The sequence below is a fragment of the Anoxybacillus sp. LAT27 genome, assembly GCF_022030075.1.
Lineage (GTDB): Bacteria > Bacillota > Bacilli > Bacillales > Anoxybacillaceae > Anoxybacillus > Anoxybacillus kestanbolensis.
In genome coordinates this window covers 128,288-147,671 of the sequence record NZ_JAIWYK010000445.1, presented here as the reverse complement: position 1 = coordinate 147,671, position 19,384 = coordinate 128,288, and the positions used below count along the sequence as shown (strand labels likewise).

The window sequence follows — 19,384 nt, the reverse complement described above, 5'->3', positions numbered from 1 at the left end:
GGTGAAAACATGTTTAAATTTAATGATGAAAAAGGGCAGTTGAAATGTTCGTTTTGCGGTAAAACGCAAGAGCAAGTGCGTAAGCTTGTTGCTGGCCCAGGTGTATACATATGCGATGAATGTATTGAGTTGTGTACAGAAATTGTGCAAGAGGAGCTTGGATCGGAAGAAGAAGTAGAATTTAAAGATGTACCGAAACCAAAGGAAATTCGCGACATTTTAGATGAATACGTCATCGGACAAGACGAGGCGAAAAAAGCGCTTTCTGTGGCAGTATACAACCACTACAAGCGCATTAATTCAAACAGCAAAATTGACGATGTCGAATTAGCGAAAAGTAATATTTTAATGATCGGACCGACAGGAAGCGGAAAAACGTTGCTCGCTCAAACGCTTGCGCGCATTTTAAACGTACCGTTTGCGATTGCGGACGCAACATCGTTGACAGAAGCAGGGTATGTCGGTGAAGACGTAGAAAATATTTTATTAAAGCTCATTCAAGCGGCCGATTACGATATTGAACGGGCAGAAAAAGGGATTATTTATATCGATGAAATCGATAAAATTGCACGTAAATCAGAAAACCCTTCCATTACGCGTGACGTATCGGGTGAAGGTGTGCAACAAGCGCTATTAAAAATTTTAGAAGGTACGATTGCGAGCGTACCACCGCAAGGCGGACGGAAACATCCACACCAAGAATTCATTCAAATTGACACGACAAACATTTTATTCATTTGCGGTGGGGCGTTTGATGGTTTAGAGCCAATTATTAAACGCCGTCTCGGTAAAAAAGTGATCGGATTTAGTTCGGATGCACAAGCGGAAGTTGAAGAAAAGGACTTGTTGTCGAAAGTGTTGCCAGAAGACTTATTAAAATTCGGATTAATTCCAGAATTTGTTGGACGTCTTCCGGTCATTACGAGCTTGCAACCGCTCGATGAAGATGCGCTTGTTGATATTTTAGTCAAGCCGAAAAATGCGCTTGTGAAGCAATATGAAAAAATGCTTGAGCTTGACGATGTTGAACTTGAATTTGAAGAAGAGGCACTTCGTGAAATCGCGAGACGTGCGATTGAGCGAAAAACAGGAGCGCGTGGTTTACGTTCCATTATTGAAGGCATTATGCTTGATGTTATGTTTGAATTGCCATCACGTGAAGATGTGCAAAAGTGTATCATCACAGCAGAGACCGTACGTGGGGAAAAAGCACCACTCCTCATTTTACACGATGGAACGATTATCGAATACGAAAGAAAAACATCAGCGTAAATAGAAAAAGATCGATTTTCCGAATCGGAAAGTCGATCTTTTTTTGTTTATTTCTTTCTTCGCTCGGAGATACTATGCGTACAGTACATATGCAGGAGGAACGGCCATGAATTGGACAAATATTGCGCTGCTTATTCAGTTGTTTTTCGGGATTATTATCGGCCTATACTTTTTGAATCTATTGAAAAGCCAACGGACGCAAAAAATTTCGATTGACAAAGAAGCACGAAAAGAGATGGAACAACTTCGGAAAATGCGTTCGATTTCGCTCACGGAGCCGCTTGCTGAAAAAGTGCGTCCAAAGACGTTTGATGATATTGTTGGTCAAGAAGATGGCATAAAAGCATTAAAAGCTGCATTATGTGGACCGAATCCGCAACACGTCATCATTTACGGGCCACCAGGTGTTGGAAAAACAGCGGCCGCCCGTCTCGTATTAGAAGAAGCGAAAAAAAATCCTCTGTCCCCCTTTCGAAAAGATGCGGTATTCGTTGAGTTAGATGCAACGACTGCCCGCTTTGATGAACGCGGCATTGCGGATCCGCTCATCGGTTCTGTACATGATCCAATTTATCAAGGAGCGGGGGCGATGGGACAAGCAGGGATCCCGCAGCCGAAACAAGGGGCAGTAACGAATGCCCACGGTGGCGTATTGTTTATTGATGAAATTGGTGAATTGCATCCGATTCAAATGAACAAGTTGTTGAAAGTGTTAGAAGACCGAAAAGTGTTTTTCGAAAGTGCATATTATAGCGAAGAAAACCCGAATATTCCAAACCATATTCATGACATTTTCCAAAATGGGTTGCCAGCTGATTTCCGACTTGTTGGTGCCACGACGCGAACACCGAACGAAATCCCGCCAGCTATTCGCTCACGCTGTATGGAAGTGTTTTTTAGGGAGTTAGAACAAGAAGAAATTGCTCAAATTGTGAAAAAAGCAGCGGGAAAAGTAAACCTCCCGATTGAAGAACAAGCGGTTCATGAGCTTGCGATGTATGCTCGCAACGGACGAGAAGCGGTCAATACGTTACAAATCGCAGCTGGAATCGTCATTTCTGAGAAACGTTCTAAAATTTTACGCCAAGATATTGAATGGGTTATTCAATCAAGTCAATTATCGCCACGCTATGAGAAAAAAGTGGGACAAGAAGCGAAAGTTGGATTAGTGAATGGATTAGCGGTTTATGGCCCAAATAGCGGAGCATTGCTTGAGATCGAAGTGGCGGTGTTGCCGACAAAAGAAAAAGGGACGATCAATATGACGGGCATTGTCGAGGAAGAACAAATTGGTGGCCAGGGCAAGTCGATTCGGCGCAAAAGTATGGCGCGTGGCTCGATCGAGAATGTCGTTACCGTTTTACGTTCACTCGGTGTTCCGGCAGATCAATATGATATTCATGTGAACTTTCCAGGTGGTGTCCCGATAGACGGACCTTCTGCTGGTGTAGCGATGGCGATTGGGATTTACTCTGCGATTTATCGCTTACCTGTTCATCCAACAATAGCAATGACAGGAGAAATTGGTGTACATGGCAACGTGAAGCCAGTTGGAGGTATTTTTCCAAAAGTGAAGGCAGCGAAACAAGCTGGTGCAAAAACGGTCATCATTCCACGGGAGAATATGCAGTCAATTTTAAGGCAAGTAACGGGCATTGAAATTGTTCCAGTTGACCATATTGGCGATGTTCTTTCTTTCTTATTTCACGAACATGTTCGTTCTGTTCCGATGCGTCATCATTTACCAAAAACAGAGCGGATGTGAAAGCGATCGGCTTCAACGGAGCGTTGAAGTCGATTTTTTACGATGAAAGATTTTACAAACGCTATAATGTACTATACAATAGGGCAATAGAAGTATGATGGAGGTGCGGGGTTGTGGCGAGAAAGAAAAATAAAGTCATTCCACTCTTGCCGTTAAGAGGGCTACTTGTGTTTCCGACGACCGTATTGCATTTAGACGTTGGACGGGAAAAATCGGTACAAGCGTTAGAAAAAGCGATGGTTGAAGAAAATCTAGTGTTATTAACGTCGCAAAAAGACGTACAAATTGATGATCCGGAGCTTGAGGATTTATATGAAATGGGCACGATCGCACGTGTGAAGCAATTGTTAAAGTTACCGAACGGAACGTTTCGTGTGCTCGTTGAAGGGATCTCACGCGGAAAAGTAGTGAAGTGGGTAAGTGAAGAGCCGTGCTACGTCGTTCAAGTAGAACCGTTCGCTGATCAAGAAAACGAAGACATTGAATTTGAAGCGTTACGTCGTACGATGCTTGAATATTTTGAGCAATACATAAAACTATCGAAAAAATTGTCTGCAGATATTTATACATCTGTGATGGACATTCAGCAAGCGGGACGGATGGCGGATATTATCGCTTCCCATTTGCCGTTAAAGCTTGAAGAAAAACAACGATTGCTTGAAGCGGTCGATGTGAAAGAGCGTGTGCATCAAATCATTCAAATTCTTCATAATGAAAAAGAAATTTTACATTTAGAGAAACGAATTAGCCAGCGCGTGAAACAGTCGATGGAGCGAACACAAAAAGAATATTATTTACGTGAACAAATGAAGGCCATTCAAAAAGAGCTCGGCGAAAAAGAAGGAAAAGCTGGCGAGATTGAGTTGTTGCGTGAAAAAATTGAACAAGCAGGAATGCCCGAGCATGTTAAAGCTACGGCGTTAAAAGAATTAGATCGCTATGAAAAAGTACCTGCTGCTTCGGCAGAAAGCGGGGTCATTCGCAACTATTTGGATTGGTTGCTTGCCTTGCCATGGACGAAACAAACAGAAGATATTCACGATATTCATCGGGCAGAAAAAATTTTAAACGAAGAGCATTACGGACTTGAAACGGTAAAAGAGCGCGTTCTTGAATATTTAGCTGTGCAACAACTGACGAACTCGTTGCGAGGTCCAATTCTTTGTTTAGTTGGTCCGCCGGGAGTTGGAAAAACATCGCTCGCTCGTTCGATTGCAAAAACGTTAAATCGACATTTCGTTCGTATTTCGCTCGGTGGGGTGCGAGATGAATCGGAAATTCGTGGACATCGCCGCACGTACGTCGGGGCTTTACCGGGACGCATTATTCAAGGAATGAAAAAAGCCGGAACGATTAATCCTGTATTTTTGCTTGATGAAATTGATAAAATGTCAAGTGATTTTCGCGGTGACCCTTCTGCTGCACTATTGGAAGTGTTAGATCCGGAACAAAACCATTCCTTTAGCGATCATTATATTGAGGAGCCATATGACTTATCTAAAGTGATGTTTATTGCGACAGCGAATACGCTCGCGACAATTCCGCGTCCGCTGCTCGATCGAATGGAAGTTATCACGATTCCGAGTTATACAGAAATTGAAAAATTGCACATTGCAAAAGAACATTTATTACCGAAACAAATGGAAGCACACGGTTTGCAAAAGCGCATGCTTCATATGCGCGATGATGCGATCATGCAAGTGATTCGCTATTACACGCGCGAAGCAGGTGTGCGCAACTTAGAGCGCCAACTTGCATCGATTTGTCGCAAAGCCGCAAAAACGATCGTGTCAGAAGGACGAAAGCGCATCGTAGTCACAGAAAAAAATGTAAGTGAATTTTTAGGAAAACCGAAATATCATTACGGGCAGGCAGAGAACGAAGATCAAGTCGGGGTAGCAACAGGTCTTGCATATACTACAGCTGGTGGAGATACGCTAGCGATTGAAGTGTCCATTGCTCCTGGAAAAGGAAAATTGACGTTGACGGGTCAATTAGGCGATGTGATGAAAGAATCTGCTCACGCAGCATTTACATACATTCGCTCGAAAGCAAAAGAACTTGGCATTGATCCGGAGTTTCATGAAAAACTAGATATTCATATTCATGTGCCAGAAGGAGCGGTACCAAAAGACGGTCCATCAGCAGGGATTACGATGGCGACAGCACTTATTTCTGCATTGACGGGAAAACCAGTCAGTCGCTTTGTCGGCATGACAGGGGAAATTACATTGCGCGGTCGTGTGCTTGCGATTGGTGGTGTGAAAGAAAAAGTGTTAAGCGCCCATCGCGCCGGATTAAAGAAAGTCATTTTACCGAAAGAAAACGAAAAAGATTTAGAAGATATTCCAGAGGTTGTAAAAAAACAATTGCAGTTTGTTCTCGTTTCACATATTGATGATGTACTTGAACATGCTTTGGTAGGTGGAGAAAAATGAAAATTACAAACGTAGAAATGGTCATTAGCGCTGTGAAGCAAGAACAATATCCAGCAGGCCAGCTCCCAGAGTTTGCGCTTGCTGGGCGCTCAAACGTCGGAAAATCGTCGTTTATTAATAAAATGATTAACCGAAAAAATTTTGCGCGCACTTCGTCAAAACCTGGAAAGACACAAACATTGAACTTTTATCGCATTAACGATGCGTTTTATTTTGTTGACGTGCCGGGATATGGATTTGCGAAAGTATCAAAAACAGAACGCGAAGCATGGGGGAAAATGATTGAAACGTATTTTACGACACGTGAACAGCTAAAGGCAGCGTTGTTGATCGTTGATTTGCGTCATCCTCCAACGAAAGATGATGTGATGATGTATGAGTTTTTAAAACATTACAACATTCCGACACTCGTCATTGCAACGAAAGCGGATAAAATTCCACGCGGGAAATGGCAACAACATGCGAAAGTCGCCAAAGAAACATTGCGTCTTATTCCAGACGATGAACTGATTATTTTTTCAGCCGAAACAGGACAAGGGAAAGATGAAACGTGGGGAGCATTGCAAAAATGGATGTAAAAAATGTGGGTGATTGACCCACATTTTTTGTATAGCTATCCTTTTTTTATAAATAATAAGTACAATCCGATCAAGATGAACGACAATGGCCAAATGTGAATGAGTGAATCAAACGTTACGGATGTAAACACTTGTTGAAGCCGATGTGAAAATAAAAAGATGGTCGACAAAACAAAAAGTAAAACGGTAGGAAGCAATGCTTGTTTCGTTTTTATGTACTGTAGCAACAATCCGAGCGCGATAATAAAGGTGACCATGCTTATATGATCCGGCCATGATGAAAGGTGAGAAGCGAGATGAAAATGAACGCCAATTCCTGTGAACACAACACCGGATAAAATAGCGGAGTAGTCTTTTCCGATATACGCTTGACCTAAAAAAGCGATCCCAGTAATGAACAACAACGTTGGCCACGTATGGAAAGATGGAAAAAGTGAAAATCGCTCAAGTAAAAAATACATCCCAAAACCGATTAAAATGATGCCAGAAAAAATACCACGTTTTTTCATTGAAAATCCCCCAATTCCATGCGACACTTAAAACAGCATCTGTTCACTAGTTTACTAAATGTGCGCCATTTAAGAAAGATCGAAAGTTGTCAAATTGTATTCACAGTTTATAAGGAAAAAACAATGTAGACGTGCTATAATGAAATGAGATGACTTTAAACTTCGGGGTGATGGGAAATGTATGTCGTCGTTGTCAGCGTGAACTATCGTACAGCCCCTGTCGAAATTCGTGAGAAATTGACGTTTAATCAAACGGAACTTGCTGAAGCGATGAAAGCGCTACAAAAGCAAAAAAGTATGTTAGAAAACGTCATCGTATCGACGTGTAATCGTACGGAAATTTATGCGGTCGTCGATCAATTAAACACAGGGCGTTATTATATAAAAACATTTTTAGCGGATTGGTTTGGCCTTGATAAAGAACAAATCGCTCCGTATTTACGCATTTATGAAGAACGTGAGGCGATTGAACATTTGTTCCGCGTTGCTTGCGGTCTTGATTCGATGATTTTAGGTGAAACGCAAATTCTTGGGCAAGTGCGCACAAGTTTTCTTTTAGCGCAACAAGAAAACACAATAGGCACGGTGTTTAAACAACTATTTAAACAAGCGATTACATTAGCGAAGCGTGCCCATGCGGAAACAGAAATCGGCGCCAATGCCGTATCTGTCAGCTATGCAGCGGTGGAACTGGCGAAAAAAATTTTTGGCGATTTAAAAAATAAACATGTGCTTATATTAGGTGCTGGAAAAATGGGAGAATTGGCCCTGCAAAACTTGTACGGAAGCGGCGTCAAACGCGTGACGGTCGTGAATCGTACGTTTGAAAAGGCGCAGCAACTTGCCGAACGATTCCATGGGGATGCCAAGCCGTTATCACAATTGCAATGTGCGTTGTTGGAAGCAGACATTTTAATTAGTTCGACAGGCGCAAAGCAATACGTCATCACAAAAGAAACGATGGCTGTCATTGAAAAAATGCGCAAAGGTCGTCCGTTTTTTATGATTGATATTGCCGTACCACGCGATTTAGATCCTGCGCTTGCTGAGTTAGATAGCATCTTTTTATATGATATTGACGACTTGCAAGATATTGTTGAAGCGAATTTAGCCGAGCGGAAAAAAGCGGCCGAGCAAATTGAACGTATGATTGCTGAGGAAATGGACGAGTTTCAACAATGGTTGCATATGCTTGGAGTTGTGCCGATTATTGCAGCTTTGCGTGAAAAAGCGATGCTTATTCAAGAAGAAACGATGAAAAGTTTAGAGCGAAAATTACCGCATTTATCGGAACGCGATAAAAAAGTGTTAAACAAACATACAAAAAGTATCGTCAATCAATTGTTGCGCGATCCGATTTTGCGCGCAAAAGAATTGGCTGCAGAGGACAATGCAGAAGAAGCGCTTCAGTTGTTTATGAAAATTTTCAATATTGAACAACAAGTGAAGCAGCAACAAAAAGAGATAAGCTGTGTTCACGAGCGAGCGACAGAACCATCTTTTCAATCGTAAGGAAGATCACATATGTTTGATATGACGAGATGGTATGAACTCTCGCTTCTTTTACATGCATCGTCCGTTTTATTTTATTTTATCGATTTTCTTCATCACAACCGGAAGGCAAACCGCATTGCTTTCGGGTTGCTTTCTATTGTTTGGGGGATGCAAACATTTTTCTTTTTTGCGAGAATGGTCGAGACGGGGAAATTCCCTGTTTTAACGCTTGCGGAGGGGCTGTCGTTTTACGCGTGGTTACTTATTACGTTATCGCTTGCGATTAATAGGTGGCTACGCGTTGATTTTCTCGTTTTTTTCACAAATGTATTAGCGTTTTTTATTCTTTCATTGCATACGTTCGCACCGACGCCGTACACTGTTGGCATCGCAGAGCAACTAATGTCTGAACTGTTGTTTATTCATATTACGATGGCTATTTTATCGTACGGGGCATTTTCGATTTCGTTTATGTTTTCGCTTTTATATTTGCTCCAATACGAGTTATTGAAGAAGAAGAAATGGGGAAAGCGGTTATGGCGGCTTGGTGATTTAGCCAAGTTTGATGACCTTGCGTACGTGCTTAATGGTGTCGGTGTTCCGGTTTTGTTATTGAGTTTAATTTTAGGTGTTGTTTGGGCATATATGAAAGTAGATCATTTCGTTTTATACGATGCAAAAGTGCTCGGCTCGTTTACTGTATTGGCAACATACAGTTTTTATTTATATAAGCGAGCTGTCAAAGGGATACAAGGGAAAGAAATGGCAGTTTGGAATGTCGGATCGTTTCTTATTTTGCTTATTAATTTCTTTTTATTTGGTACGTTATCGCAATTTCATTTTTAGCGATTGTTGGAGGAAAGAAAAATGAGAAAAATTATTGTTGGTTCGCGCCGTAGCAAGTTAGCGCTAACTCAAACAAATTGGGTCATCGAACAACTGAAACAACTCGGGGCCCCGTTTGAATTTGAAGTAAAAGAAATCGTCACAAAAGGCGATCAAATTTTACATGTCACGTTATCGAAAGTAGGGGGCAAAGGGTTGTTCGTGAAAGAAATTGAACAGGCAATGTTAGATGGGGAAATTGATTTTGCCGTTCATAGTATGAAAGATATGCCTGCTGTTTTGCCAGACGGATTAATGATCGGATGCGTACCGAAGCGTGAAGACCATCGCGATGTGCTTATTTCCAAAGGGCATATTCCGTTTGAACAACTACCAAGCGGAGCGGTTGTTGGAACGAGCAGCTTACGACGCTCCGCGCAACTGTTAGCCGTTCGTCCAGATTTACAAATTCAATGGATTCGCGGTAACATTGACACTCGTTTGGCGAAATTACAAACAGATGCGTACGATGCCATTATACTGGCAGCTGCTGGATTGCATCGCATGGGATGGGCGAAAGAAGTCATCACACAATATTTATCGACCGACATATGCGTCCCAGCCGTTGGACAAGGGGCGTTAGCCATTGAATGTCGCGAAGATGATGCGGAGCTTTTACATTGGTTAAATAAGTTGACCGATAAGCAAACGGAACGAGCCACTCGCGCAGAACGAGCATTTTTACAGCATATTGAAGGTGGCTGCCAAGTGCCTGTTGCCGGTTATGCGTACGTTGATGAAGATGCGATTGTGCTTACAGCACTTGTTGCAACACCGAATGGAACAGAAGTATTGAAAGAAGTTGTGAAAGGAACAGAGCCCGAAAAAGTGGGTACGGAAGCGGCAAAACGGCTAATTGAGCGAGGAGCGAAACAACTCATTGAACGAGTATTAAAGGAGCTGGAGTAAATGCTTCGGGGGAAACGGGTGCTTGTGACGCGCGAAAAATCGCAAGCAAAAGCGTTATCGCAAGCTTTAGAACAACATGGTGCGATTCCGATTGAGTTACCACTGATTCGCATTGAACGGGCAAAACAAGTAGGTCAAGACTTATTACACAAATGGCATACGTTTGATTGGATTGTATTTACGAGCCAAAACGGAGTTAAATATTTTTTCGAGCTGATTGGCGAAATGAAACCACCAACGTGGCCGAAAGTGGCTGCAGTAGGGGAAAAAACAGCGAAAGCATTGCAAAAACGAAACGTTGTTGTCGACCTCATTCCAAATGAATTTGTCGCTGAAAGTTTAGTCGAAGCGTTAAAACCGTTACTTTCTACGCATGCGCGCGTGTTGCTTGTGAAAGGAAACTTAGCGCGCGATACGTTGCGAGAACAATTAAGCAACATTGCAGACGTCAAAGATTGGGTCGTATACGAAACGACATACAATGAAGATGCAAAACCAAAAATAATCGAACTTCTTCAACAACAGATGATCGATGTGATTACGTTTACAAGTTCATCGACAGTACATAGCTTTGTTGAAGCGATCGCAGGGAAAAACGTTGATTTATCTTTTGTCACCATCGCATGTATCGGTCCGATTACGAAACAGACAGCTCTTCATTTAGGCATTCCTGTTCACGTTTGCCCACATACATATACGATCGATGCAATGATCGAAGAGCTGAATCAATATTTTACAAGGAGTGAATAATATGCAATTTGCACGTCATCGTCGTCTGCGCCAAACAGCAAATTTACGAGCTATGGTGCGTGAAACACATCTTCATATGGAAGATTTCATTTATCCGATTTTTGTGATTGAAGGAGAAAACATAAAAAACGAAGTACCTTCCATGCCGGGGGTGTATCAGCAGTCGCTTGATTATGCGCTTGAAGATGTAAAAGAGGCTGTTCAATTAGGTGTACGGTCGATTATCGTATTTGGTGTACCAAACGAGAAAAACGAAATCGCTTCGCAAGCCTATTGTGAGCACGGTGTCGTTCAACGTGCCATTCGCGCGATCAAAGATGCATTTCCGGAACTTGTCGTGATTGCCGACACATGTTTATGCCATTATACGAGCCATGGACATTGTGGTATCGTAGAAAACGGAACGATTGTCAACGACGATACGCTTGAATTATTGGCAAAAACAGCAGTCAGTCAAGCGAAAGCGGGGGCGGACATCATCGCGCCATCTAACATGATGGATGGGTTTGTCGCAGCGATTCGTCAAGCGTTAGATGAAGAAGGATTTACATATGTGCCAATTATGTCCTATGCTGTAAAATACGCATCAGCATTTTATGGGCCATTTCGTGATGCAGCCCATAGCGCCCCGCAGTTTGGCGATCGTAAAACGTATCAAATGGATCCTGCCAATCGTCTAGAAGCGTTTCGTGAAGCAGAAGCAGATGTGGAACAAGGTGCTGACTTTTTAATGGTGAAACCAGCGCTGTCGTATTTAGATATTATTCGCGACCTCAAAAATCATTTTCATTTGCCGATTGTCGCTTATAACGTAAGCGGAGAATATGCGATGGTGAAAGCTGCTGCGCAAAACGGCTGGATCGATGAAAAATCTGTTGTACTTGAAATGTTAACGAGCATGAAGCGCGCAGGCGCCGACTTAATTTTAACGTATTTTGCAAAAGATGTTGCTCGATGGTTAAAGGAGGGGAAATGATGCGTAGTTATGAACGTTCCAAAGCGGCATATGTTGAGGCAGTTAAGCTTATGCCTGGCGGTGTAAACAGTCCGGTGCGCGCATTTAAAGCGGTAAAAATGGATCCGATTTTTATGGCGCGTGGAAAAGGCTCGAAAATTTACGACATTGATGGAAATGAGTATATTGATTACGTCTTGTCTTGGGGACCGCTTATTTTAGGTCATGCGAACGATCAAGTTGTTGAAGCATTAAAACGAGTAGCGGAAACAGGAACAAGTTTTGGTGCCCCAACGTTAATTGAAAACGAACTCGCCAAACTCGTCATGGAGCGCATGCCGTCTATTGAAATCATTCGTATGGTTAGCTCGGGAACAGAAGCGACGATGAGCGCCCTTCGTTTAGCACGCGGCTATACAGGACGAAATAAAATTGTAAAGTTTGAGGGCTGTTATCACGGTCATGGCGATTCGCTTTTAATTAAAGCAGGATCGGGTGTTGCTACCCTCGGTTTGCCTGATAGTCCAGGAGTACCAGAAACGGTTGCCCAACATACAATTACTGTACCGTACAACGACTTACAAAGCGTACGTTATGCGTTTGAAAAGTTTGGGGAAGATATTGCAGCGGTTATTGTTGAACCTGTTGCAGGAAATATGGGAGTCGTTCCGCCAGAGCCAGGCTTTTTACAAGGGTTGCGCGATGTGACGAACGAATACGGTGCCCTTCTTATTTTTGATGAAGTGATGACAGGTTTCCGTGTCGACTATTATAGCGGTCAAGGATATTACGGGGTGACACCAGATTTAACGTGCCTTGGAAAAGTCATCGGTGGTGGACTACCAGTCGGGGCATACGGTGGTCGGGCTGATATTATGGAGAAAATTGCACCGAGTGGTCCGATTTATCAAGCCGGTACGTTATCAGGAAATCCGATGGCGATGACAGCTGGTTATGAAACGTTGCGACAATTGACGCCAGAAACGTATGAAGCGTTTAAGAAAAAAGCAAATCGGTTAGCAGAGGGACTAAGTGAAGCAGCTAAAGCATATAACATTCCACATACGATTAACCAAGCTGGCTCGATGATCGGCATGTTCTTTACAAATGAGCGTGTCACAAACTACGAAACAGCAAAAACGTCCAATTTAGACTTATTTGCTCGTTATTATCAAGAAATGGCGAATGAAGGCATTTTCTTACCGCCATCGCAATTTGAAGGCATGTTTTTATCGACTGCACATACCGATGAAGATATCGAAAAAACAATAGAAGCAGCGCGACGTGCGTTTGCGAAAATGAGCGATTGCCTGTAAGGCGTCGCTTTTTTTATGCATACTTCTTTTTTTCTCCTCATAATCATAGTAATGTGAAATGACTTGGACGTTGAAGGAGAGATGAGCATGTTGCGTTTTTCAATTGAAGAAGCGATTGCTTTTCGGCGTGAGCATCACGTCGATCAGTTATTATCAATTTCACTGCAACCGACCATTACGATTGAGGAACAAGAAGATTACGTGTATATTCGCGGTGTGCTGGAGTTATCAGGGGAATATACGAAGGGAGAGGAAGATGGAGAGGACAATCAACCATTTGAAGCCGCTCGCTACGTTGAACATGTCCGTATAACTGATGAACAAATTGGTGAGTTTTTACATCAATTTCCGATCGACGTCACTGTGCCGAAAGAGCGAATTGATGATTTGGAACAAGTATATGTAATGATTGAATCATTTGACTATGACTTCAAACAACAGGAACTACGGTTAATCGCAGAAGTAGCGATTCATGGCATTCAAATGGATGATCGTGAAGATGACGAGTGGGAACCGTACAACGTAGACGAGTTCGAACCGTTTGAAACAGTTGCCCGACAAGAAGTATATCAACAAGAAGAGACGGAAGAAGAACAAGAGAGTATTGTTAACGTTCCACCATTTTATATGTTTCATGAAGAAAATGACCAAGTAGAAGAGCAACATGAAGTGGAACGAGCTGAAGAACGAAAAGAAGAACAGCAATCGTTTCAGCTCGAAATGAAAGGGAGAGATACGAACGAAAAGCGAAATGAAAACGCCTTATATTTAACGAAGCTATTCGGTAAAAATGAAGAACAGGCATTTGCACGTTTGAAAATTTGTATCGTCCAACAAGGTGATTCGTTGGACAAGATTGCCGAGCGCTATGATGTATCTGTCCAGCAGTTATTGCGTACAAATCACTTAGAAAGCGGTGCGGATATACACGAAGGACAGTTGCTATACATTCCAACGCCAACTAAAGTGTAAAAGGGCGGCATGAAAATGAACACGATGCAACAACGTGAGCGTGTCCAAAAGTGGAAAACACCGAACGGGACACATGCGCTCAAACGAATAGAATCATTGGCGCATTGGCAGGCGATTGAGCAAGCTTATCGTTTGCGCATACCGCTTGCCATTCCGATTTATGAAACGAAAAAACGGGGCGGCCAATGGTATTACACAATGCCATGGCTAAAAGAAAAGACGCAACCAGCCTCATCGTTTTTTCAAGATTTAGCGCGATGGCATAAACATTCGGTAAAAGACATTGAAACGACGGAAGCGGAAATTGAGCGGTATTATGAGGAACGAAAACATTCTCTTGAACAGGCGAAAAAAACGATCACTCACTATATCGAGACATGTGAAAAACAATGGTATATGTCCCCGTTTCAACTACAATGTTGCACGCATTTTCTTGATGTCATGCGCGCCATTTCGTTTTCTGAACATACGTTAAATGAATGGCGCGAGCGCATGCGTGAAAAAAAGACTGTGCGTATTTGCTATATTCACGGTCGACCATCGTTTCAACATTATGTGGAACGAGAAGATGGCACATCGTATTTTATTAGTTTCGAACGAGCACGCTGGGCCCCACCGTTTCATGATTTACTTTTCTTTTTTCGCCAATATTTGCGCACGTATCCGATAACATGTGATGAAGCAGTACAATGGCTTGCACAGTACGAACAAATATTGGAGCTTGAAGAAGATGAACGGTTATTATTTTTTCATTTACTTGTTGATCCACATCGGTTTGTTCGTCTCATTCATCGGTACGAACAACAACGTCATGACCGACAACTGACCGCTGCTTGGCAACGAGCGTATTGGCAAATGAAAAATATTGAATATGTCATCGGAAAATGGGAAGAGGAAAAACAAACGAATCAAATCCAATCGTGATGTAAAGCGAAGGAAAGCAAAATAAAAATGGCGAGTAAAATGACATCAATGGTTGTTGGAAATAAAATGGTACGAATCGCCTGAACGACGGTAATCGGGATGATGCATTGTTCAGCAATAAAGCGAAGTTTTCGTAACCACGGTGGCCAGGCGTACGGATTGTAACGCTTACGCATATGCTCACTTCCTTTTCAAATGATTAGCTCCACATGTTGGAGCTTTTATTTTTTATCATATGTATAAAGAAGTGAAAATGTGGCAAACCTTATTGACGATTCATATGATTTTTATATAGTATTATGTATGAATAGAAAAAAGCGAAGATAGGGAAGAGTACGGCGTAACCCGCCTAGCAGAGAGGGAAATCAGTAGCTGCGAGATTTCCTAGGTTCGTGGTCGTCGGAAGGTCGCCCTGGAGCTGCTTCTTCGAACGAAAGTAGAAGAGGCCGGTGCATCGCCGTTATCGATTTGAGTGCTTAAGCATTGCTTAAGAAAAAAGGTGGTACCGCGAAAGAGTCTCCTTTCGTCCTTTTCGGATGAAAGGAGTTTTTTATTTTAGTGAAGGAGGGATTTTTATGTTACCGCCGAAGTACGACCACCGTGCTGTTGAGGCAAATCGTTATGAATGGTGGCTAAAAGGAAAGTTTTTTGAAGCAACAAGCGATGAGACGAAAAAGCCGTTTACGATTGTCATTCCACCGCCAAATGTAACAGGAAAGCTTCATTTAGGACATGCGTGGGATACGACGTTACAAGACATTATTACGCGCATGAAGCGTATGCAAGGGTACGACGTTTTATGGCTTCCGGGCATGGACCATGCGGGTATTGCTACGCAAGCAAAAGTAGAAGAAAAGCTGCGCAACGAAGGGAAAACACGTTACGATTTAGGGCGAGAAAAGTTTGTGGAAGAGACGTGGAAGTGGAAAGAAGAATATGCAGGTCACATCCGTTCTCAATGGGCGAAGCTTGGACTTGGTCTCGATTATACACGCGAGCGCTTTACGCTTGATGAAGGATTATCGAAAGCCGTACGCGAAGTGTTTGTATCGTTATATAAAAAAGGTCTTATTTATCGCGGCGAATATATTATTAACTGGGATCCGGTGACAAAAACAGCATTATCGGACATTGAAGTCGTATATAAAGATGTGCAAGGTGCGCTATATCATATGCGCTATCCGCTTGCGGACGGCTCAGGTTATATCGAAGTGGCAACGACACGTCCAGAAACGATGCTTGGCGATACAGCCGTTGCCGTTCATCCAGAAGACGAACGCTACAAACACCTTATCGGAAAAACAGTCATTTTACCAATCGTTGGTCGCGAAATTCCGATTATTGGTGATGAGTACGTCGACATGTCGTTCGGTTCTGGGGCGGTGAAAATTACGCCGGCACACGATCCAAACGACTTTGAAATCGGAAACCGTCATAACTTGCCGCGTATTCTCGTCATGAACGAAGACGGTACGATGAACGACAACGCTCTTCAATATAAGGGGCTCGATCGCTTCGAATGCCGTAAGCAAATCGTGAAAGACTTACAAGAACAAGGCGTGCTATTTAAAATCGAGGAACATATGCATTCGGTTGGTCATAGTGAACGTAGCGGTGCCGTCGTAGAACCATATTTGTCGACACAATGGTTCGTTAAAATGAAGCCGCTTGCTGAAGCTGCGATTGAACTACAAAAAACAGAAGGAAAAGTAAATTTCGTTCCAGAGCGATTTGAAAAAACGTACTTACATTGGATGGAAAACATTCGCGATTGGTGCATTTCTCGCCAGCTTTGGTGGGGACATCGCATTCCAGCATGGTATCATAAAGAAACAGGCGAAGTGTATGTCGATCATGAGCCACCAGCTGATATTGAAAATTGGGAACAAGATCCAGATGTATTAGATACATGGTTTAGCTCTGCGCTTTGGCCGTTTTCAACGATGGGCTGGCCAGATGAAACATCGGCAGACTATGAGCGCTATTATCCAACGGATGTGCTTGTAACAGGATATGACATCATTTTCTTCTGGGTATCGCGCATGATTTTCCAAGCGCTTGAATTTACAGGCAAACGTCCGTTTAAAGATGTTCTCATTCACGGACTAGTGCGTGATGCACAAGGACGAAAAATGAGTAAATCGCTCGGTAACGGCGTTGATCCGATGGATGTGATCGATCAGTACGGTGCCGACTCGCTTCGTTACTTTTTAGCGACAGGAAGCGCACCTGGTCAAGACTTGCGATTTAGCACAGAAAAAGTTGAAGCGACATGGAACTTCGTCAATAAAATTTGGAACGCTTCTCGTTTTGCGCTCATGAATATGGAAGGATTCACGTATGAAGACATTGACTTACATGGTGAAAAATCGGTTGCTGATCATTGGATTTTAACGCGCTTAAACGAAACGATTGAGACGGTGACAAAACTTGCCGATAAATACGAGTTTGGTGAAGTCGGTCGCGTATTATATAACTTCATTTGGGACGACTTATGCGATTGGTATATCGAAATGGCGAAATTGCCGCTATACGGCGACGATGAACAAGCGAAGAAAACGACGCGCTCTGTTCTTGCTTATGTGCTTGATCAAACGATGCGTCTCCTTCATCCGTTTATGCCGTTTGTGACGGAAGAAATTTGGCAACAACTTCCTCATGAAGGAGAGTCAATTACAGTTGCTTCGTGGCCGCAAGTCCGTTCTGAACTAAGCAATCATGAAGCGGCCGAACAAATGCGCTTGCTCGTCGATATTATTCGCGCGGTGCGTAACATTCGCGCAGAAGTGAATACACCGTTAAGCAAGCCAATTACGTTGCACATTAAAGCAAAAGATGAACAAATTGCGAGCACGCTTCAGAAAAATCGCTCATATATTGAGCGCTTCTGTAACCCTAGTGAACTTGTCATCGACACGACGATTCCAACAGTTGAGAAAGCAATGACAGCTGTTGTGACAGGTGCAGAACTAAGCTTGCCGCTTGAAGGATTAATTAATATTGAAGAAGAAGTAAAACGTCTCGAAAAAGAGTTACAAAAACTCGATCAAGAAGTCGAGCGCGTGCAAAAGAAATTAAGTAACGAAGGCTTTTTAGCAAAAGCGCCAGCGCACGTTGTCGAGGAGGAGCGGAAAAAAGAACGCGACTACATCGAAAAACGCGAAGCGGTCCGCGCCCGTCTTGCACAATTAAAACAATAGTTTTATGATGAAGACGAATCCATTTCGGATTCGTCTTTCACTTTAATAGAAGGGGGATTTTTCATGGTTCGTACATATAAAGAAGCAGTTGAATGGATTCATGGACGGTTAAAGTTAGGGGTCAAACCGGGATTAAGACGAATGGAATGGATGATGGAAAAGCTCGATCATCCAGAGCGTCGCATCAAAGCGATTCATGTCGGTGGAACGAACGGAAAAGGATCGACCGTTTGCTTTTTACGTCACATTTTACAAGAAGCAGGTTATCGTGTCGGGACATTTACATCGCCATACGTTGAACAATTTAATGAACGCATTAGTATAAACGGAAAACCAATTAGCGATGTTGATCTGATTAAACTTGTGCAAATCATTCAGCCTTTGGCAGAGGAGTTAGAACAGACGGAATTAGGTGGACCGACAGAGTTTGAAGTTATTACCGCCATGGCACTTTATTATTTTGGAAAAATGAACGTGCAAGACGTCGTCATTTTTGAAGTAGGACTTGGCGGACGCTTAGATTCAACGAACGTTATTTATCCGCTTTTATCGGTGATTACAAACATCGGTTACGATCATATACATATATTAGGGAATACACTTGAACAAATTGCGTTTGAAAAAGCGGGAATTATTAAGGCAGGAATCCCTGTTATGACAGCGATTGATCAGCCGGAGGCGCTACAAGTAGTAGAAGAGAAAGCGACATCGGTACGCACAAAAGCATATGTGCTCGATCGCGATTTTACCGTTTTTGCTCACGAACCAACGACGGACGGAGAACGTTTTTCTTTACAAACACCGTTTACGACATATCGCGATGTAACGACAACGATGCTTGGGGCACATCAAGTGAAAAACGCAGCGCTTGCGCTGATGGTTGCCGACTATTTACGTACGTATTATTCGTTTTTGATTGAGCGTGAACATATGTACAACGGCATTCGAAAAGCAGCGTGGCTCGGGCGATTTGAGAAGATGGATGAACGTCCGCTTATCATTATTGATGGGGCGCATAACGAAGAAGGAATCGATAGTCTCGTTTCGACAATGAACGCTCATTATCCGAACCGCCGTGTGCATGTCCTTTTTACAGCGTTAGGCGACAAACCAGTCACAGCGATGATTCGAAAGCTAGAAACGATTGCCGAGACGATGACGTTTACAACATTTGATTTTCCGCGCGCTCTTTCCGCTGAACAACTCGCCGAACAAGCGACACATCCGAATGTGCAATGGACAAACGACTGGAAACAATGGTTAAAAGAAAAACGGAAACAAGTTGAAAAAGATGATATTATTTTAATTACAGGTTCACTTTATTTCATCTCAAATGTGCGAAATTTTATAAAAAATAAATATAAGTAAGACGAAAACTGATGTATAATAGATAAAAAATAGGACTTTCGAAAGGGGG

At 42.7% G+C, this 19,384-nt stretch carries 16 protein-coding genes and 1 other annotated feature; of the genes, 14 read left to right on the top strand and 2 right to left on the bottom strand.

Annotated features, from left to right (window positions below; translation table 11 throughout):
- Nucleotides 1-9: 9 nt before the first annotated feature.
- The 4 genes from clpX to yihA all read left to right on the top strand — a co-directional run bounded on the left by clpX (nt 10) and on the right by yihA (nt 6,053).
- A complete protein-coding gene (clpX, locus tag LD028_RS16360; protein WP_237812392.1) occupies nt 10-1,272 on the top strand; it encodes an ATP-dependent protease ATP-binding subunit ClpX in 1,263 nt (420 codons plus the stop codon).
- Nucleotides 1,273-1,378: 106 nt separating this feature from the next.
- Complete coding sequence (gene lonB / locus LD028_RS16355) at nt 1,379-3,037, top strand: ATP-dependent protease LonB (protein WP_237812391.1); 1,659 nt, start codon at nt 1,379-1,381, stop codon at nt 3,035-3,037.
- 113 nt (nt 3,038-3,150) lie between these two features.
- Nucleotides 3,151-5,475 carry an endopeptidase La gene (lon, locus tag LD028_RS16350; protein ID WP_237812390.1) on the top strand — a complete coding sequence of 775 codons (2,325 nt, stop codon included), beginning with the start codon at nt 3,151-3,153 and terminating at the stop codon, nt 5,473-5,475.
- On the top strand, nt 5,472-6,053 hold the full coding sequence (gene yihA / locus LD028_RS16345) for a ribosome biogenesis GTP-binding protein YihA/YsxC (RefSeq protein WP_237812389.1): 582 nt from the start codon (nt 5,472-5,474) through the stop codon (nt 6,051-6,053). The genes lon and yihA overlap by 4 nt, the downstream gene beginning before the upstream one ends.
- Nucleotides 6,054-6,088: 35 nt before the next feature.
- Here yihA and LD028_RS16340 read toward each other — a convergent pair whose 3' ends face one another.
- A complete protein-coding gene (locus LD028_RS16340) occupies nt 6,089-6,562 on the bottom strand; it encodes a LiaI-LiaF-like domain-containing protein (RefSeq protein WP_237812388.1) in 474 nt (157 codons plus the stop codon).
- A 177-nt stretch (nt 6,563-6,739) separates the two neighbouring features.
- On the opposite strand from LD028_RS16340, the gene hemA reads away from it, so the two are divergent.
- The 8 genes from hemA (at nt 6,740) to LD028_RS16300 (ending at nt 14,767) form a co-directional block, all read left to right on the top strand.
- Nucleotides 6,740-8,074 carry a glutamyl-tRNA reductase gene (hemA, locus tag LD028_RS16335; protein ID WP_006320373.1) on the top strand — a complete coding sequence of 445 codons (1,335 nt, stop codon included), beginning with the start codon at nt 6,740-6,742 and terminating at the stop codon, nt 8,072-8,074.
- A 12-nt stretch (nt 8,075-8,086) separates the two neighbouring features.
- Nucleotides 8,087-8,902: a cytochrome C assembly family protein gene (locus LD028_RS16330; RefSeq protein ID WP_237812387.1), complete on the top strand. Its 816-nt coding sequence runs from the start codon at nt 8,087-8,089 to the stop codon at nt 8,900-8,902.
- Between the two features lie 21 nt (nt 8,903-8,923).
- Entirely contained in the window at nt 8,924-9,850 is a 927-nt protein-coding gene (gene hemC / locus LD028_RS16325) for a hydroxymethylbilane synthase (protein ID WP_237812386.1), read from the top strand.
- Nucleotides 9,851-10,600 carry a uroporphyrinogen-III synthase gene (locus LD028_RS16320; protein WP_237812385.1) on the top strand — a complete coding sequence of 250 codons (750 nt, stop codon included), beginning with the start codon at nt 9,851-9,853 and terminating at the stop codon, nt 10,598-10,600.
- Between the two features lies 1 nt (nt 10,601).
- Nucleotides 10,602-11,576 carry a porphobilinogen synthase gene (hemB, locus tag LD028_RS16315; RefSeq protein ID WP_012574296.1) on the top strand — a complete coding sequence of 325 codons (975 nt, stop codon included), beginning with the start codon at nt 10,602-10,604 and terminating at the stop codon, nt 11,574-11,576.
- Nucleotides 11,576-12,871, top strand: coding sequence for a glutamate-1-semialdehyde 2,1-aminomutase (gene hemL, locus LD028_RS16310; RefSeq protein WP_237812383.1), 1,296 nt, complete (start codon nt 11,576-11,578; stop codon nt 12,869-12,871). Before hemB ends, hemL begins: the two co-directional genes overlap by 1 nt.
- 87 nt (nt 12,872-12,958) lie before the next feature.
- Entirely contained in the window at nt 12,959-13,843 is an 885-nt protein-coding gene (locus LD028_RS16305) for a LysM peptidoglycan-binding domain-containing protein (RefSeq protein ID WP_237812382.1), read from the top strand.
- 15 nt (nt 13,844-13,858) lie between these two features.
- Nucleotides 13,859-14,767 (top strand): protein kinase family protein, encoded by a 909-nt coding sequence (locus LD028_RS16300; protein WP_237812381.1) that lies wholly within the window; start codon nt 13,859-13,861, stop codon nt 14,765-14,767.
- On the opposite strand, the gene LD028_RS16295 is transcribed toward LD028_RS16300, so the two are convergent.
- Nucleotides 14,752-14,943 (bottom strand): hypothetical protein, encoded by a 192-nt coding sequence (locus LD028_RS16295; protein WP_006320393.1) that lies wholly within the window; start codon nt 14,941-14,943, stop codon nt 14,752-14,754. The two genes, LD028_RS16300 and LD028_RS16295, sit on opposite strands and share 16 nt — an antisense overlap.
- Nucleotides 14,944-15,078: 135 nt before the next feature.
- Nucleotides 15,079-15,301 (top strand) — a binding site (T-box leader).
- A 41-nt stretch (nt 15,302-15,342) separates the two neighbouring features.
- On the opposite strand from LD028_RS16295, the gene LD028_RS16290 reads away from it, so the two are divergent.
- Together LD028_RS16290 and LD028_RS16285 are read left to right on the top strand one after the other, a co-directional pair.
- Nucleotides 15,343-17,967 carry a valine--tRNA ligase gene (locus LD028_RS16290; protein WP_237812380.1) on the top strand — a complete coding sequence of 875 codons (2,625 nt, stop codon included), beginning with the start codon at nt 15,343-15,345 and terminating at the stop codon, nt 17,965-17,967.
- Between the two features lie 63 nt (nt 17,968-18,030).
- A complete protein-coding gene (locus LD028_RS16285; RefSeq protein ID WP_237812379.1) occupies nt 18,031-19,335 on the top strand; it encodes a bifunctional folylpolyglutamate synthase/dihydrofolate synthase in 1,305 nt (434 codons plus the stop codon).
- Nucleotides 19,336-19,384: the final 49 nt, after the last annotated feature.

What these genes read in the sequence shown, in the direction of transcription:
- hemB (WP_012574296.1), top strand. Translation starts at nt 10,602, where the DNA reads ATGCAATTTGCACGTCATCGTCGTCTGCGCCAAACAGCAAATTTACGA.
- hemL (WP_237812383.1), top strand. Translation starts at nt 11,576, where the DNA reads ATGCGTAGTTATGAACGTTCCAAAGCGGCATATGTTGAGGCAGTTAAG.
- hemC (WP_237812386.1), top strand. Translation starts at nt 8,924, where the DNA reads ATGAGAAAAATTATTGTTGGTTCGCGCCGTAGCAAGTTAGCGCTAACT.
- LD028_RS16320 (WP_237812385.1), top strand. Translation starts at nt 9,851, where the DNA reads ATGCTTCGGGGGAAACGGGTGCTTGTGACGCGCGAAAAATCGCAAGCA.
- hemA (WP_006320373.1), top strand. Translation starts at nt 6,740, where the DNA reads ATGTATGTCGTCGTTGTCAGCGTGAACTATCGTACAGCCCCTGTCGAA.
- LD028_RS16300 (WP_237812381.1), top strand. Translation starts at nt 13,859, where the DNA reads ATGAACACGATGCAACAACGTGAGCGTGTCCAAAAGTGGAAAACACCG.
- LD028_RS16340 (WP_237812388.1), bottom strand. Translation starts at nt 6,562, where the DNA reads ATGAAAAAACGTGGTATTTTTTCTGGCATCATTTTAATCGGTTTTGGG.
- LD028_RS16285 (WP_237812379.1), top strand. Translation starts at nt 18,031, where the DNA reads ATGGTTCGTACATATAAAGAAGCAGTTGAATGGATTCATGGACGGTTA.
- LD028_RS16305 (WP_237812382.1), top strand. Translation starts at nt 12,959, where the DNA reads ATGTTGCGTTTTTCAATTGAAGAAGCGATTGCTTTTCGGCGTGAGCAT.
- clpX (WP_237812392.1), top strand. Translation starts at nt 10, where the DNA reads ATGTTTAAATTTAATGATGAAAAAGGGCAGTTGAAATGTTCGTTTTGC.
- LD028_RS16330 (WP_237812387.1), top strand. Translation starts at nt 8,087, where the DNA reads ATGTTTGATATGACGAGATGGTATGAACTCTCGCTTCTTTTACATGCA.
- lonB (WP_237812391.1), top strand. Translation starts at nt 1,379, where the DNA reads ATGAATTGGACAAATATTGCGCTGCTTATTCAGTTGTTTTTCGGGATT.
- LD028_RS16290 (WP_237812380.1), top strand. Translation starts at nt 15,343, where the DNA reads ATGTTACCGCCGAAGTACGACCACCGTGCTGTTGAGGCAAATCGTTAT.
- yihA (WP_237812389.1), top strand. Translation starts at nt 5,472, where the DNA reads ATGAAAATTACAAACGTAGAAATGGTCATTAGCGCTGTGAAGCAAGAA.
- LD028_RS16295 (WP_006320393.1), bottom strand. Translation starts at nt 14,943, where the DNA reads ATGCGTAAGCGTTACAATCCGTACGCCTGGCCACCGTGGTTACGAAAA.